The 14,132-nt window shown below is 68.3% G+C and carries 14 protein-coding genes; 12 read left to right on the top strand and 2 right to left on the bottom strand.

Features of this window, described 5'->3' with window-relative positions; genetic code table 11:
* The first annotated feature begins 13 nt into the window (after nucleotides 1-13).
* Nucleotides 14-889: an endonuclease/exonuclease/phosphatase family protein gene (locus tag NIE111_RS09920; RefSeq protein ID WP_238684092.1), complete on the top strand. Its 876-nt coding sequence runs from the start codon at nucleotides 14-16 to the stop codon at nucleotides 887-889.
* 22 nt (nucleotides 890-911) lie between these two features.
* On the opposite strand, the gene NIE111_RS09915 is transcribed toward NIE111_RS09920, so the two are convergent.
* Nucleotides 912-1,511: a GNAT family N-acetyltransferase gene (locus NIE111_RS09915; RefSeq protein WP_238684091.1), complete on the bottom strand. Its 600-nt coding sequence runs from the start codon at nucleotides 1,509-1,511 to the stop codon at nucleotides 912-914.
* Between the two features lie 61 nt (nucleotides 1,512-1,572).
* Here NIE111_RS09915 and NIE111_RS09910 point away from each other — a divergent pair, with 61 nt between their 5' ends.
* From NIE111_RS09910 to NIE111_RS32395, 11 genes are all read left to right on the top strand, one after another.
* Nucleotides 1,573-2,415, top strand: coding sequence for an ATP-grasp domain-containing protein (locus tag NIE111_RS09910; protein WP_238684090.1), 843 nt, complete (start codon nucleotides 1,573-1,575; stop codon nucleotides 2,413-2,415).
* A 577-nt stretch (nucleotides 2,416-2,992) separates the two neighbouring features.
* Nucleotides 2,993-4,369 (top strand): family 43 glycosylhydrolase, encoded by a 1,377-nt coding sequence (locus NIE111_RS09905; protein ID WP_238684089.1) that lies wholly within the window; start codon nucleotides 2,993-2,995, stop codon nucleotides 4,367-4,369.
* 36 nt (nucleotides 4,370-4,405) lie between these two features.
* Complete coding sequence (locus tag NIE111_RS09900) at nucleotides 4,406-5,845, top strand: glycoside hydrolase family 43 protein (RefSeq protein WP_238684088.1); 1,440 nt, start codon at nucleotides 4,406-4,408, stop codon at nucleotides 5,843-5,845.
* A gap of 51 nt (nucleotides 5,846-5,896) precedes the next feature.
* A complete protein-coding gene (locus NIE111_RS09895) occupies nucleotides 5,897-7,390 on the top strand; it encodes an RICIN domain-containing protein (protein WP_238684087.1) in 1,494 nt (497 codons plus the stop codon).
* A gap of 376 nt (nucleotides 7,391-7,766) precedes the next feature.
* On the top strand, nucleotides 7,767-8,798 hold the full coding sequence (locus NIE111_RS09890; protein ID WP_238684086.1) for a hypothetical protein: 1,032 nt from the start codon (nucleotides 7,767-7,769) through the stop codon (nucleotides 8,796-8,798).
* Nucleotides 8,799-9,114: 316 nt separating this feature from the next.
* Nucleotides 9,115-9,354 carry a hypothetical protein gene (locus NIE111_RS09885; RefSeq protein WP_238684085.1) on the top strand — a complete coding sequence of 80 codons (240 nt, stop codon included), beginning with the start codon at nucleotides 9,115-9,117 and terminating at the stop codon, nucleotides 9,352-9,354.
* 241 nt (nucleotides 9,355-9,595) lie between these two features.
* A complete protein-coding gene (locus NIE111_RS09880) occupies nucleotides 9,596-10,306 on the top strand; it encodes a ThuA domain-containing protein (RefSeq protein ID WP_238684387.1) in 711 nt (236 codons plus the stop codon).
* Nucleotides 10,276-11,388: a Gfo/Idh/MocA family protein gene (locus tag NIE111_RS09875; protein ID WP_238684084.1), complete on the top strand. Its 1,113-nt coding sequence runs from the start codon at nucleotides 10,276-10,278 to the stop codon at nucleotides 11,386-11,388. The genes NIE111_RS09880 and NIE111_RS09875 overlap by 31 nt, the downstream gene beginning before the upstream one ends.
* Nucleotides 11,389-11,438: 50 nt before the next feature.
* The gene (locus tag NIE111_RS09870; protein WP_238684083.1) at nucleotides 11,439-11,798 is read left to right on the top strand and encodes a DNA polymerase ligase N-terminal domain-containing protein; all 360 of its coding nucleotides are present in this window, start codon (nucleotides 11,439-11,441) and stop codon (nucleotides 11,796-11,798) included.
* Between the two features lie 58 nt (nucleotides 11,799-11,856).
* On the top strand, nucleotides 11,857-12,591 hold the full coding sequence (locus NIE111_RS09865; protein WP_238684082.1) for a VOC family protein: 735 nt from the start codon (nucleotides 11,857-11,859) through the stop codon (nucleotides 12,589-12,591).
* Between the two features lie 141 nt (nucleotides 12,592-12,732).
* Nucleotides 12,733-13,338: a TraR/DksA family transcriptional regulator gene (locus NIE111_RS32395; RefSeq protein ID WP_372488298.1), complete on the top strand. Its 606-nt coding sequence runs from the start codon at nucleotides 12,733-12,735 to the stop codon at nucleotides 13,336-13,338.
* A 72-nt stretch (nucleotides 13,339-13,410) separates the two neighbouring features.
* Here NIE111_RS32395 and NIE111_RS09855 read toward each other — a convergent pair whose 3' ends face one another.
* Nucleotides 13,411-14,076: a DUF2306 domain-containing protein gene (locus NIE111_RS09855; RefSeq protein ID WP_238684081.1), complete on the bottom strand. Its 666-nt coding sequence runs from the start codon at nucleotides 14,074-14,076 to the stop codon at nucleotides 13,411-13,413.
* Nucleotides 14,077-14,132 lie beyond the last annotated feature (56 nt).

Genomic DNA, 14,132 nt, shown 5'->3' with positions numbered 1-14,132 from the left:
CGGAGGGAATTCGATGCGCAGCACAACGGACTGGGCGACCCGCGCCCTGGTCGCTCTCGCGGGCGCGGTCGCGCTGGTGGCGGCCCTGCTGCCGGCCGCACCAGCCGCTGCCGCGAGCGTGGGCTTCAAGGCGGCCACGCTGAACATCTACTACGGGCTGAGCCAGGCCGACTTCGTGCACGACCTGAACCTGATCGCGTCCAAGGCCGACCTCGTCGGACTCAACGAGGTCGGCGCCCGCAAGGCTTTCCTGGCGAACTGGGCCGCCGACAACGGCTGGTGGCTGTACGCGCCGGGCGGCACCAACCAGGCCGGCGAGGCGCTGATCGCCAAGAAGAGCATGTTCGACGTACTCGACAGGGGCTCGATCTTCGTCTGTGACACCAACGGTCCGGGCGAGGTGCCGCCAGCGCGGTACAACAACTGGGTCACGTACCGGCACAAGTCCACTGGCCGCAACGTGACCCACATCAACGCCCACGCGGTGGCCAGCATCGAAACCGCCGGCCGGCCGGAGGACCTGCCGCGCACCAGGTGCGCCGAGGCGCAGTTCCAGGGTCTCAAGGAACTGGCGGTCGACAAGCAGGACGAGGGCCAGGTCATCGTGAGCGGAGACCTCAACGTCGACTTCAGTGCCGACCGGAGCTACGGGTACGCGAAGTTCCCGTGGCAGGTCTTCGAGGCCAACGAGCTACCGAATCTGCGCTCCAACTACAACCTGTACGGCGAGAAGGGCACCGGAACGCACGGCAACCGGCACATCGACTACGTCTACTTCTGGAAGCGGTTGCCCGAACGCCAGTTGATGTGGATGACCGATTACGACATCGTCGGTGGCACCAGGTCGGACCACAACGGTGTTGTCGCGACGTTCTCCATCCAGAGCTGACGCCCTCGGTCCTCGACCGCTGCTACGAGCCTCGGCGCTCGGGGTGTCCCCGGTGCTCCGCCCACTCGGGAGCGAGGATCGACATCACAGTGGCGTCAACCCAGTCGTCGCCGTCGCGCAGGACCTGCCGCAGCACACCCTCGGCAACGAAGCCGACCTTCTCGTACACCCGCCAGGCCCGGGGGTTGAAGGCGAACACCTCCAGCGAGATGCGGTGCAGGCCGAGCCTTTCGAAACCGTGGCCGACGACCAGGCGTACCGCCTCGGTCCCCAGGCCCCGGTCGCGGCCGGCGGCGGTGAGCAGCGTGCGGAAGTTGCAGTTCCGGTTGTCGGGGTCCCAGTCGTTGAGGACCACCTCGCCGACGCAGGCCCCGGTGGCGCGGTCCACGACCGCCAGGTCGAGTCGGTCGGTCTGCGCGTTGCGGCTGCCGTACCAGGAACGCATTCGCTCCTCGTCGGGAGCGTCGTCGGCCGGGCTGCCGGTCAGCCTGGCCACCTCGGGGTCGGCCACCGCCGCCCAGAAGGTGTCCAGGTCGTCGTCGACGAAGGGCCGCAGGATCACTCGCTCACCGGTGAGGGTGGGCTTGATCGAGAAGTCAGGGGTTGCCTGGTCACTGGGCATCGACTGATCGTCGGCGCGACCCCGGCGACAGGCAACCAGTTTCCGCGGGCAGGATACGGAGGTGATCCTGATCGTTCCCGCGAACCCGCTACGTCCACGCCGCCCGGACGAGCACTTCGTGGCCGAGGCTGAAGCGGCCCGTGCTGCGGGATTCCAGGTGGCGGTGGTCGACCACGACGCCTTGGCGCGGGGCGCTGACGTACGTCGGGCGGTGGCCTCGGTCTCGGGCAGCGGCGTGGCGGTCTACCGCGGTTGGATGCTGCGCAGCGAGCGGTACGCGGCGTTCGCCGAGGCTCTCGCCGAGCGCGGTGTGGTGTTGAGAACCGGTGGTGAGCAGTATCGGCGGGCACACGAGCTGCCCGGCTGGTATGCCGCGTTGGCGGCAGTCACCCCGGCGTCGGTGTGGACCCACGGCTCGGAGCAGGCAGATCTTGACCGTGCGCGTGTCGCGCTCGGTGCGGGACCGGCGGTGCTGCGCGACTACACCAAGTCGATGAAGCACTACTGGGACGACGCCGCCTTCATCCCCGAACTCGACGACGCGGTGGCCGTCCGGAGAGTGGCGAGCCGGTTCCTGGAGTTGCGTGAGGACGACTTCGTGGGCGGGTTCGTGCTGCGTCGCTTCGAGCGGTTCACCTCCGCCGAGGTACGCACCTGGTGGGTCAACGGCGAGTGCGTCCTGGTCGGCCCACATCCGGACACCCCGAACGATTTCCCTTCGGTGGAGGTCGACCTGGAGCCGGTCGCCCCGATGATCGCCGGGCTCGGGTTGCCCTTTGTCACAGTGGACCTCGCCCTACGCGCCGACGGCGTGTGGCGGGTTATCGAACTCGGCGACGGGCAGGTCAGCGATCGGCCAACCACCGTCGAACCCGACGCGCTAATCGCCGCCCTACACGGCTAACCCTCGCACCACTGTCGACGACACCGCGGCCAGTTCAGGTTTCGCCGGCAGAGACACAGTGGGCACACCCGGCGACTGGGGGTCCGTGTTGTCGGACTCGACGATTCGGGTGTCACTGCCGCAGGACCCGCTGCGCGTCGCGGATGACCTGCTCCGAGGCGATCGGGGCCCACGACGCGAGATCCCGCAGCACCCCACGATCGGCCCGCTTCGCGCTCAGGCAGGTGCGTCAGGCGCTCAGAGAGCAGGGCACCCACGAAGCGGATCGAGCGTGACAACCGGCTTCGCCGGATGCCGGGGAGCGACCACGGTTGATCCCTTGACACTGGTCTATGCGATCGCTAACACTTGTCCGCAACGCGAAATTTACGAACCGAACACATTGTGCCTGTAGTCGCGTGTCACGCCAGGGGTGCCCCGTGCGGGCGCGTCGCCGGTTACCTGAACCGCTAAAACCCGAGCCAGGGTACGGCCCGTTCTTGTTAACGCTAACATAGATGATCTTTCGAGAGGGGTCGGGATGGTGGTTCCACGACGTATGACAGTGGCATCGACCACGCGTCTCCGTTGCCTCCTCGTGCTCTCCGCCGTGGCCACCGCAGCTGTTGTGGTGGTGGCCGACGGGCCGGCCCAAGCCGCCACGCTGCCGACCGGAGCGGTCTCGCTGGAGGCGGTCAACCAGTCCGGACGGTACGTGCGGCACATCGACTATCTCGGTCAGCTCGACCCGGTCACCTCCAGCAGCACCAACCAGACCAAGCTGGATGCCACCTTCACAGTGGTCAACGGGTTGGCGTCGCCGATCTGCTACTCGTTCCAGACCAAGACCGGCATGTTCCTGCGGCACCGCGACTACCGGCTGCGGGTCGACGCGAACACCGGCGACGCGGCGTTCCGGGCCGACGCCACCTTCTGCGCCGTGGAGGGCTCGGTCAGCGGATCGGTGGCGCTCGTCTCGTACAACTACCCGAACCGGCGGATCCGGCACCGCGACTTCGCGCTCTGGCTCGACGCCTACCAGGACACGGCCGCCTTCCGAGCGGACAGCTCCTTCCGCCCCGTCGCGCCCTGGGCACCCAGGACCACCATGGGGCCGGTGATCCCCGGCCTCTTCGCCGACCCGCACATCGCCGTCGTCAACGGCCGCTACTACCTGTACCCGACCACCGACGGTTACGCGAGCTGGGCCGGCACGTACTACAAGGCGTTCTCCTCCACCGATTTGGTCAACTGGACCGACCACGGCGTGATCCTCGACCACGGTCCGGACGTGTCCTGGGCGGACAACTCGGCCTGGGCGCCGGCGGTGGCGACCGCCAACGGCCGCTACTACCTCTACTTCAGCGGCGGCGCGGCCAGCGGCAACACGGCCAAACAGCTCGGCGTGGCGGTGGCCGACAGCCCCACCGGACCGTTCCGTGACGCGCTGGGCCGACCGCTGATCCGCAGCGACCAGTTCTCCGGCGGGCAGACGATCGACCCCATGGTGTTCACCGACGACGACGGCCAGTCCTACCTGTACTGGGGGCAGGGCGTCGCGCGGGCGGTGCGGCTGAACGCCGACATGGTCTCCTTCGACGCGGCGCAGGCGCGGGTCATCACCCCGTCGGGCTACAACGAGGCCCCGTTCGTGTTCAAGCGCAACGGTCTCTACTACTTCATGTGGTCGGAGAACGACACGCGCAGCGAGGACTACCGGGTCGCCTACGCCACCGGCTCATCACCCCTCGGGCCGTGGACGAGGCGCGGCGTGGTGCTGCAAAAACGCCTCGACGTCGGCATCAAGGGCACCGGCCACCACTCAGTGGTCCGCGCACCCGGCAGCGACACCTGGCACATCGCCTACCACCGGTTCGCCGTGCCGACCGGCAACGGCACCAACCGTGAGACCGCCATCGACCGGATGGAGTTCAACGCCGACGGCACCATCCGCCCCGTCGTACCGACCCTCTAGCTGACTCGTCCGCGCCCCGCGAAGGAGAGAAGACCCATGTCGAGAGTCCTCGCCCGGCTCTGCGCGGTGGCGATCGCCGCATGCCTGCTGTTCACCACCTGGTCGGCGGCGACACCGAAGGTGGCAGCCGCGCTCGACCCGACCGTCGGCTACCTGATGGCGCACTTCACCGGCGAGTCGTCGACCGACCAGCAGATCTACCTCGCCCACAGCACCGACGGCCTGCGCTGGACCGACCTGAACAACGGTGGGCTCGTGCTGCGTTCACCCATCGGCACCCGGGGCGTCCGGGACCCCGCCCTGGTCCGCTCACCCGGCGGTGACCGGTACTGGATCGTGGCCACCGACCTGTGCATCGCGTGCGGTCAGGACTGGTCGAACGCGATCAACAACGGCAGCCGGAGCCTCGTCGTGTGGGAGTCCACCGACCTGGTCAACTGGTCGGCACCGTGGCTGTTGAACGTAGCCGGCGCGATCCCGGACGGACGCAACGCCTGGGCCCCGGAGGCGATCTGGAACCCGGACACCGGTGACTACGTCCTCTACTGGGCGACGAACGTCCCGCTCAACGGTGCGGCCAAGCACCGCATCTACTACGCGCGCACGACCGACTTCCGCGGCATCACCACTCCGCAGATCTACGTCAGCCGACCCGGCAACCAGGAGATCATCGACACGCAGATCGTCGAGGTGCCATCCGGTGTCGGCGCCTACCGCTACGTCCGGGCCTCCCGGGACGCCCAGATCACCCTCGAGGGCAGCAACTCGCTCCTCGGCACCTGGACGAACCTCGGGAACCTGTCCGGCATCGGGCTGACCGGGGCCCAGGTCGAAGGGCCGATGTGGATGAAGGTCAACGCCCGTAACGAGTGGGTGCTCTACCTGGACCAGTACGCCAGCGGACGCGGTTACCTGCCCGTCCTGACCACCAACCCGTCGAGCCCGAGCGCCTACCGGCTGCCGGCGTCCGGCTCGTACGCGATGGGCGGCACCAAGAAGCGGCACGGTTCAATCCTCAACCTGACCGCTGCCGAACAGAACCGGGTGCTCGCCCGCTGGCCCGCCGCAGCTGTCAACCGGATCCAGTCGTACAACTTCCAGGACCGGTACGTGCGGCACTACGACTACGACGTCCGCATCGACCCGAACGTCAGCCCCGCCCAGGACGGCCAGTGGCGGGTGGTGCCCGGCCTGGTCGGCTCCGGCACCGTCTCCATCCAGTCGGTCAACTATCCGGGCCACTACCTGCGCCACTACGGATACGACTTCCGGTTGGAAGCCAACGACGGCACCGCCACCTTCGCGGCCGACGCCACCTTCCGGCAGGTCGCCGGTCTCGCCAACTCCTCGTGGACGTCGTTCCAGTCCTACAGCCACCCGGACCGCTACCTCCGGCACTACGCCTACCTGCTCCGGCTCGACCCGGTGTCCGACGCGCAGAGCCGCGCCGACGCGACCTTCCGCGTGACCAGCTAACCCCTCAACATGTCGGGCCCGGAGAGGCACGAACTAGTGATTGGACAACGCATGAAACGGATCAGCCGGTCGATGCGCCGGACGTTGATCGCCCTGGTGGCCGCCATGACGGCGATGGTTGGCGGCGTGATCGTCGTCGCGTCGTCGCCCGCCGCCGCCGCCACCAACCAGTTCCGAGGCATGAACTGGGCTCAACTGGGTGACAACTTCAGCACCAGCCCGCTCGTCGTGCAGGGCCTGAGCCAATCCGACAGCTACGCGACAGTGCAGGCCAAGGCCAACGCCCTCTACGACGACATGGCCTCCACCATGGGGATCAACACCGTCCGGCTGCCTATCAACACTCAGACAGTGGCCAACACCACCTGGTGGAACGCCTACCGGGGCGCCATTGACGCCGCAACTGCCCGTGGATTCAAGGTCATCCTCGCCTTTTGGACGGACCATTCCTCCGGCGCGAGGATCGCGAACCTCGCCGCGTGGAACACGATGTGGTCCAGCGTGACCAGCGCCTACGGTTCGAACACCAACGTGTACTTCGAGCCAATGAACGAGCCGGGCGGTTACAGCTCGGCACAGTGGCGCGACATCGCAGCCAACTGGCTCAGCACCCACTACTCGGCCGTGCCCAGCCGGGTGCTCATCGGCGGCACTGGCGCAAGCCAGGACCTGCGCGACATCTGCAACGACAGCCGCTTCAACTCGACCCTGCTGTCCTTCCACCACTACGCTTTCTTCTACGGCTCGATGACCTACGACGCCTGGCGAAGCCACATGCAGACGCGTCTGGGCAACTGTGCCTCCCGGGCGGTCGCGACCGAGTTCGGCGGGCCCATGGACAACGGCCTCAACTACGCCGACGCGAACAGCACCGACAACTTCGTGCGCCACATCCGCGCCATGGCTCAGGTCATGCGTGACAACCAGATGGGCGGCACCTACTGGCCCGCCCTCGGCGGCAAGAACTCCGGCTCCGGTCACGACTGGTATTCGATGTTCGCCCTCAGCGGCAGCGGCACCAATCTCAACTTGACCATCCGCAACACTTCTGGCGCCGACCGGATCCGCTATGCCTATGGCGACACCATCGGCGGCGGCGACCCGACGACGCCTCCGCCCACGACGGGAACGTTCTACCGGATCGATGCGCGGCACAGCGGCAAGGCCATGGACGTCCAGCAGCCGAACACCGACAACGGCGCGCGCGTCGGCCAGTACACGTACAGCGGCGGTGCGTGGCAGCAGTGGCAGTTCCAGGACGCCGGTAGCGGCTACTGGCGCATCGTCAGCCGCAACAGCGGAAAGTGTCTCGACGTGGTGAGCGCGTCGACCGCCGACGGCGCCGAGCTCGTCCAGTACACCTGCGGCACCGGCACCAACCAGCAGTTCCAGATGGTCACCAACGGCGGCTACTTCCAGCTCCGGGCACGACACAGCAACAAGTGCGTGGACGTACCGGCCGCGGCGACCGCGGACGGGGTGGTCCTCAAGCAGTACTCGTGCAATTCCGGCACCAACCAGCAGTGGTCCCGCACCACCGTCTGACGGTCGTCTCGACGTGACGGCCACTTGACTGTGGTCGTCCCGGCCGGACAACGATGGATTGTGCATGTCGGCGATCCGTCGTTGTCCGGAGGACGGCCCGCGTCGGGCGCACCGGCGACGCCGTCAACCGGGGCCCGCTGCGCTATCTCACCCGGCTCGACGGCAGGCTGCTCAGCGGCAACTACCCGTTCGTGGCGGATGCGGATCCTCAGCGATCGGCTCTGCTCCGGCTCGCAGCCCGGTCCTGCAATTGACAGGCATGCTAGTTTGATGTCCCGCGAAGCGGAGTCCACGGAAGCACCGGGACAACCAGCGCGGACCTCTGTTCCTACTTCGTAGCCCAGCGTGCCCTCATGCGCGCCCGGGAGGAGCTGTCGTGCCCAGAGAAGTAATCGCCTTCGTGCCCCAACACACCACCACCAAGTCGCGTGTCATGGCAATCGTCGACAAAGGCAACGGCAACGAGTTGGATGCCATCGCGACGCTCGATTGGCCACACCAGGCGATCGCCATTTGCAACCTGTTGAACTCTCCAGACAAGGGGCAGGAGAACTTCTCCGGCCTCTGGCTCAGTCTGCCGGCAAGCGTCCGAGCCGGGCTTGAGCAAGCAGCGCAACAGCGCGTCGACGTCACCGATGAACGGCAGTTCCTTGCCACCTGGTTCGTGAGCGAACTCGACGTCCCCGACCTGCCGAGGGATGGCAGCAAGATCGATTGGGCGGGGTTGTTTCCCGCCGCGCAGTGTCCCGCCGATGGGTGCGACTACTGCGACGGCTGTCCATCGTATGCCGAACGCCGAGGTGATGATGTCGGCAGCGGCCAGTGCGGTCCCGGCGGATCGTGCCGCTGCCTGATGGAGAGCGCGGACGACGACGAAGAAGTGTGCGTATGTCCCATGTGGGGCGTCGGCCCTCGCTGGGCTGCTGCTCTCTACGAGTCGTTGTGCGGTATGGCGGAGGTCCTCGTTGATCAGGCGGATGGCCTCATGTGGGGGATCGAAGGTCCCGCGGTCGGGTTTCCGGCTTCGTTGATCGCTCAGCCGCCAGAATTCTTCGTTCGGCTCGCGCAGACCTGCGTCGACCTGTGTGACCTGCTGGCCAGGGGAGTGACGCCGGTGCCACACACCATCGCTGAGCTGCTGATGCTCGACGAGGCAGCGCGCTCTCACCTCGAGAGCCACACGACGAGTGCCGGCCTCGATGTCGACGAGATGAAGCAGGAGTTCGAACACCTTCCCGAAGGGCACGGTGACTTCGAGTTGGACGCCCTGTGGATGTTCCAGTTCACCAATTCCGACTGGGAGAAGATCGCCGAGTCCCAGACGACGTACCAGCCGTACTCCATGGGCCGCATCTTCGACCTGCTCCCGGAGGCTGCGGAGTGGCCCCGGAACGCGAAGCCGGCGTAGTAACGGACTCGTGTCCACCAGCACGGCGCACGGTGGTGAGCCGGCGGTGACAGCGTTTGCGCTGTCACCGCCGGCGTGGCCTAGGCAGCGGCGGTCACGGCAGCGGACGGCCGAGGCGGGAGGACTCGCATTCCGGCTGGCTGCGAGTGTGGGCGGGGCTGGCGGCGACGAGCGTGCCCGCCAGCACGGAGCGGGGGAACACCTCGCCTGGGTCTGGCGTTGCGCTACCGTCAAGGCGCGCACCTCGGCGTCGATCAGTCCACGGCCGCCGGCCGTCGATGGCCCGCAGGACCCCACCACATCCAAGGAGAAGCCGATGCCGGAGCACGAACCCGCCCAAGACGACCCCACGGCGGCTGCCGACACCTCGACAACGGCCGAGACCGAGGCCGAGGCGGAGGCGGAGGCGGAGGCGTCTGCCGTTCCCACGAATCGGGCTGCCCGACGCGCGAAGGGCAAGGTGGCCTCGCCGCAGCCGCATGGAAAGGGTCAGCACCTCGGTGGCCGCGGCTCGGTCCAGAGCCCTCGCCAGTACGGTAACCGCCGTAGCGGTTGATCAGCAGATCCCGCCACGGCACCCGCTATTGCGACCCGACCGGCTCGGATCCCCTGCGCCGGTCCGGAACCGGTGCATCGTACGGCGACCGGCCACAGTGGAATCCGGAAGCTCGCGTCAGTCGGCTTCGTCGGCTACCACGGGTAGGGTTTCGGTGCTCGACACGTACGGGCATCGGCGGCACGTCGTCGGGGCGGGAGCGGCCAGCCCGGTGGCGACGGACCCGTGGGAGGGAGCGACGGTGGCGCAGCGGAGAGCACTGGTGGTTCGGGGCGGTTGGGAGGGGCACCAGCCGGTCAAGGCGACGGAGTTGTTCCTCCCCTTCCTCGAACGTAGCGGCTATGCCGTGCGGGTCGAGGAGTCGACGGAGATCTACGCCGACGCCGCCGAGATGGCCGAGACCGACCTCGTCGTGCAGTGCATGACGATGTCGCAGATCACCGCGGACCAGGTGGCGGGCCTCAGCGCGGCGGTCATCGCCGGCACGGGTCTCACCGGCTGGCACGGCGGCATCGTCGACTCGTTCCGCGCGTCATCCGAATACCTGCACCTGGTGGGCGGCCAGTTCGCGACCCATCCGGGCCGGGAGCCGTGTGAGCGTCACGGTGGCCCGGAGGACAACTTCCTGCCGCACACGGTGCGCGTCACCGACCTCGGCCGGGAGCACCCGATCACCGCGGGCATCGAGGACTTCGACCTGGTCACCGAACAGTACTGGGTGCTGCACGATGACCTGATCGACGTGCTGGCCGTGACCACCCACCCGACGCAGGCCTGGCATCCGTGGCGTCGGCCGGTCACCTCACCGGCGATCTGGACCCGACAGTGGGGTGCCGGGCGCATCGTCGTGACGACCCCGGGGCACAGCCTCGACGTGCTGGAGCACGCGGATGTCCGTACCGTGATCGAGAGGGGAATGGTGTGGGCGACCCGCACCGCGTCGGCGTCATAGGTCTCGGGGTCATCTCCCGCGCGTACCTGGACACCCTCGCGGCCCACCCCGAGGTCGACATCGTCGCGGTGGCGGACCTCGACGCCGCCCGGTCGGCCGAGGTCGCGGCCACGATTCCTGGAGCCGAGGCGATGAGCGTCGAGCGTCTGCTCGCCCGCCCGGACGTGCAGACCGTGCTCAACCTCACCATCCCTGCCGCCCATGCCGACATCTCGCTGGGCGCTATCGACGCCGGCAAGAACGTGTATGGGGAAAAGCCGCTCGCCGTGACGTTCTCGGACGGTCGCTCGATCATCGAACGTGCCGCGTCGGCCGGTGTCCGCGTCGGGTGCGCGCCGGACACCGTTTTGGGTACGGGTACGCAGACGGCACGGTCGGCGATCGACGGCGGGGTCATCGGCCGCCCGATGTCCGCCTCGGCCGTCATGGTCACTCCGGGTCACGAACGCTGGCATCCCAACCCCGACTTCTACTACGCCCCGGGCGGCGGCCCGCTGCTGGACATGGGGCCGTACTACATCTCGGCGCTCATCCACCTGCTCGGGCCGGTCCGGGCGGTGACCGGAGCCGCCAGCCGCCTGCGCGCCGAGCGCGTCATCGGCTCGGGCCCCCGCACCGGGCAGCGGATCCCGGTGGGGGTGGACACTCACCTCACCGGCGTACTCGAGCACACCAACGGTGCGCTCTCCACCATCACGACGAGCTTCGACGGCGTCCGGACGACGGCCGCGCCGATCGAGGTGCACGGCGAGGCCGGCACGCTCGCCGTACCCGATCCGAACTACTTCGACGGTGAGGTCCGCCTCTTCGCGCTCGGCGACACCGAATGGCGAGCTCTCGACCCGCGGGCCGGTTACGCCGAGGCTTCCCGGGGCATCGGTCTGATCGACCTGGTCAGGGCCGACGGTCAGCGCCCACCGCGCGCTGACGGCGACGTCGCACTGCACGTACTCGAAACCATGACCAGCCTGCTCCGGTCGGCGGCCGAGGGCCGGCGGATCGAGCTGACGACAGTGGTGGAGCGGCCCGTGCCGGTTCCGCTCACGCAGATCGAGGACTGGAAGGCGTACCAGGCCTCATAAGGTGGCCGCGTTAACAAGCGGCAGGGCCGGTCGGCACCGACAATGAGGGAGTGGCACCCGCCTTCGTCCTGCATCATCACCGCAAGCCACGACCGCACTTCGACCTGCGGCTCGAAGAAGACGGTGTGCTGCGCTCGTGGGCGGTGCCCCGCGGTCTACCGGACAGCCCCAGCGACAACCGCCTCGCGATCGCCGTGCCCGACCACGACCTCGATCACCTCACCTACGAGGACGTCGACAAGTCGATCGCCGACATCGGCACCTGGGAGGAGCATGACCGCACCGACCGCCGGATGCTGTTCACGTTGCACGGCCGCGCCGGTCGCCGGCGATACGCGCTCATCCGCACCGGCGAGGGGTGGCTGCTGCACCTGACGAAGGAACAGCCCCCGGACGAGCGCAGACGGTAGCGGGGGTCGGCGGCGATGACGGTCAGCGAGACCTCGACGCAGGCCCTAGCATCGCGGCATGGCGACACGGCTTGTTCAGATCAACATGAAGGCTCGGAACGACTCCGCACTGGGCGGTTTCTGGGCGCAGGCGCTCGGTTGGGAAATCTCCAGTGAGGGACCTGGCGTGACCAACCTCGAACCCGAGGGCTTCGTCTACCCTGACCCCGTCGCCGTCTGCGTCGACCTCGTCGTCTCCTCGGAGCCCAAGACGGTGAAGAACCGCGTGCACGTGGACCTCGCCACCACCTCGGCGGCCCACCAGGCGCAGGTGGTCGCCCGCCTGACGGATCTGGGCGCAACCGTTGCCGACGTGGGTCAGGGCGGCGTGCCGTGGACGGTCATGGCCGACCCGGAGGGCAACGAGTTCTGCGTGCTGGAGCCCCGAGAGCTCTACCGGGACACCGGACCGATCGCCGCCGTGGTGGTCGACTGCGCTGACCCGCGAGCCATGGCCCGGTTCTGGAGCGAGGCCACGGATTGGACACTGCACGAGGTGACCGATCAGGGTGCGAGACTGCGCTCCGCCAAGGGCGTCGGCCCCTACCTGGAGTTCGTCCGTACCCCTGATGTGAAGAGCGTGTGGAACCGCGTCCACCTCGACGTCCGTCCGTACCCCGGTGACGACCCGGAGGCCGAGGAAACCAGGCTTCGGAGTCTCGGCGCGACCCCCATCGACCTGGGGCAGGACGTCCCGTGGCGGGTGCTCGCCGACCCGGAGGGCAACGAGTTCTGCCTCCTCACCCCGAGCTGACCAACCGGCGACGCCGTGCCGACGGAGAACCGGACGGTCGCCGACCGAGTTCGGGCAACGGCCCTATTGTGGCGAAAAGTGGTGGAACGAGGTCCCACCGCGACCGTTGGCATTAGGGCAACCCCGCTCTATGGTGGGGGCATGCCGCCGGTGACTCTCCGCTCGCCCGCCGCCACCGAGGTGGCGGCGGGCGCTGCTGTGCGCGTGCCGACGGCGACCCGTCCCAAGGCCGACATGCGGGTGCCGGTCGTCCGCGCGCCGCACACCGTGCCCACGCACACAATGTTGAGCCCGACGCGAACCGGCCGAGGCCCACCTGCGGAGTCGTTGCATATCCAGAACGACCGCCAGGGCGAAGCTATCCAAGCTTCGGCCCTTTTTGTTTTCCCGCCCATTCCCCTTGAAAGGCAGATCATGAGCGTCGATCATCGTCCTACTCTCGACCAGGGTTGGCTGGCTGACCTGCGAGCGTCCCTGGCGGACGACTTCGCCACCCAGACGGCTCGGCTGCGGGAACTGACCGAGCTCAACGCGGACACCGGCGACCCCGGCGAGGCCCACAACCAGGCCGCGCTGCTGCTGGCCACCCGTCAGAACATCGAGCAGATCACCGGTGCGCTGAACCGGATCAGCGACGGCACCTACGGTGCCTGCCACAGGTGCGGCCAGAGCATCCCGGCCGAGCGGCTCGAAATTCTCCCGCACGCTCGCTTCTGCGTGCCGTGCCAGGAGAAGCAGAACAGGTGACGCCAGGGTGTGGCTGCCGTACCGCCGGCACGGCAGCCACACCGTCAGGTGCGACAGGGGGACCGCAGCCCCTCAGCCTTTCTGCCGCTCGGGCTCAGCTCGGCGCAGGGCCGCCGCGGTGACGACCGGAGCCGGACGGCGCAGGTACCACTCGGCCACCGCAAGGTTGATCAACCAGCCGGCGACCACCAGGCCGGCCCGGAGGTTCCCGTTGGGCTGTTCACCGGTCGCGATGAGGTACGGCGCGTGGGTGAACGCCTGGGTGCCGGCGCCGAGGCCGATCGCGTAGCCGCGCGCCATCCATCTGCGGTGTTGGGCGATGTCCCGGCGGAGCACGGCGGCGAGGCCGAGCAGGATCGCGCCGGCCATGGCCGAGCCGAAGACGAGTCGCATGCCGGCGAGCACGTCGTTGTCATGGGCCGGTAGGTCGTACGCGACGGCCATCCACAGGCCGGTGAAGGCGACCGTCAGCCCGCAGGGGACGAGCGCGCGGCCGGCACGGCGGTGCCAAGAGTGACGTCGCAGACGGGGCACGAACTGGAACGCACCGAGGATCGTGTAGACCACCGCGCCGACGATGTGCAGCACCACCGGCAGCGGATCGGCGACGAAGCGCGCGTTGGCCGCGGTGACCTCCGGTCCGCTGCCCAGCTCGGTGAGGCGTCCGGCGCCGGCGAGCATCGGTATCAGGCCCAGCAGGATCAACGCGGCCGGTAGCCGCCACTCGCGCATCGTCATGCCACCGATGGTGGACGCCGCACCCGCCCCCGCTCATCGGCACAAGGGCCGCGATC

The sequence above is a fragment of the Micromonospora hortensis genome, assembly GCF_022230935.1.
Classification (GTDB): domain Bacteria; phylum Actinomycetota; class Actinomycetes; order Mycobacteriales; family Micromonosporaceae; genus Micromonospora; species Micromonospora hortensis.
This window is presented reverse-complemented; position numbering and strand designations above follow the sequence as displayed.

Excerpts from the sequence above, each read along its gene's own strand:
- NIE111_RS09895 (WP_238684087.1), top strand. The coding sequence starts at position 5,897 with ATGAAACGGATCAGCCGGTCGATGCGCCGGACGTTGATCGCCCTGGTG.
- NIE111_RS09865 (WP_238684082.1), top strand. The coding sequence starts at position 11,857 with ATGGCGACACGGCTTGTTCAGATCAACATGAAGGCTCGGAACGACTCC.
- NIE111_RS09885 (WP_238684085.1), top strand. The coding sequence starts at position 9,115 with ATGCCGGAGCACGAACCCGCCCAAGACGACCCCACGGCGGCTGCCGAC.
- NIE111_RS09900 (WP_238684088.1), top strand. The coding sequence starts at position 4,406 with ATGTCGAGAGTCCTCGCCCGGCTCTGCGCGGTGGCGATCGCCGCATGC.
- NIE111_RS32395 (WP_372488298.1), top strand. The coding sequence starts at position 12,733 with ATGCCGCCGGTGACTCTCCGCTCGCCCGCCGCCACCGAGGTGGCGGCG.
- NIE111_RS09915 (WP_238684091.1), bottom strand. The coding sequence starts at position 1,511 with ATGCCCAGTGACCAGGCAACCCCTGACTTCTCGATCAAGCCCACCCTC.
- NIE111_RS09855 (WP_238684081.1), bottom strand. The coding sequence starts at position 14,076 with ATGACGATGCGCGAGTGGCGGCTACCGGCCGCGTTGATCCTGCTGGGC.
- NIE111_RS09920 (WP_238684092.1), top strand. The coding sequence starts at position 14 with ATGCGCAGCACAACGGACTGGGCGACCCGCGCCCTGGTCGCTCTCGCG.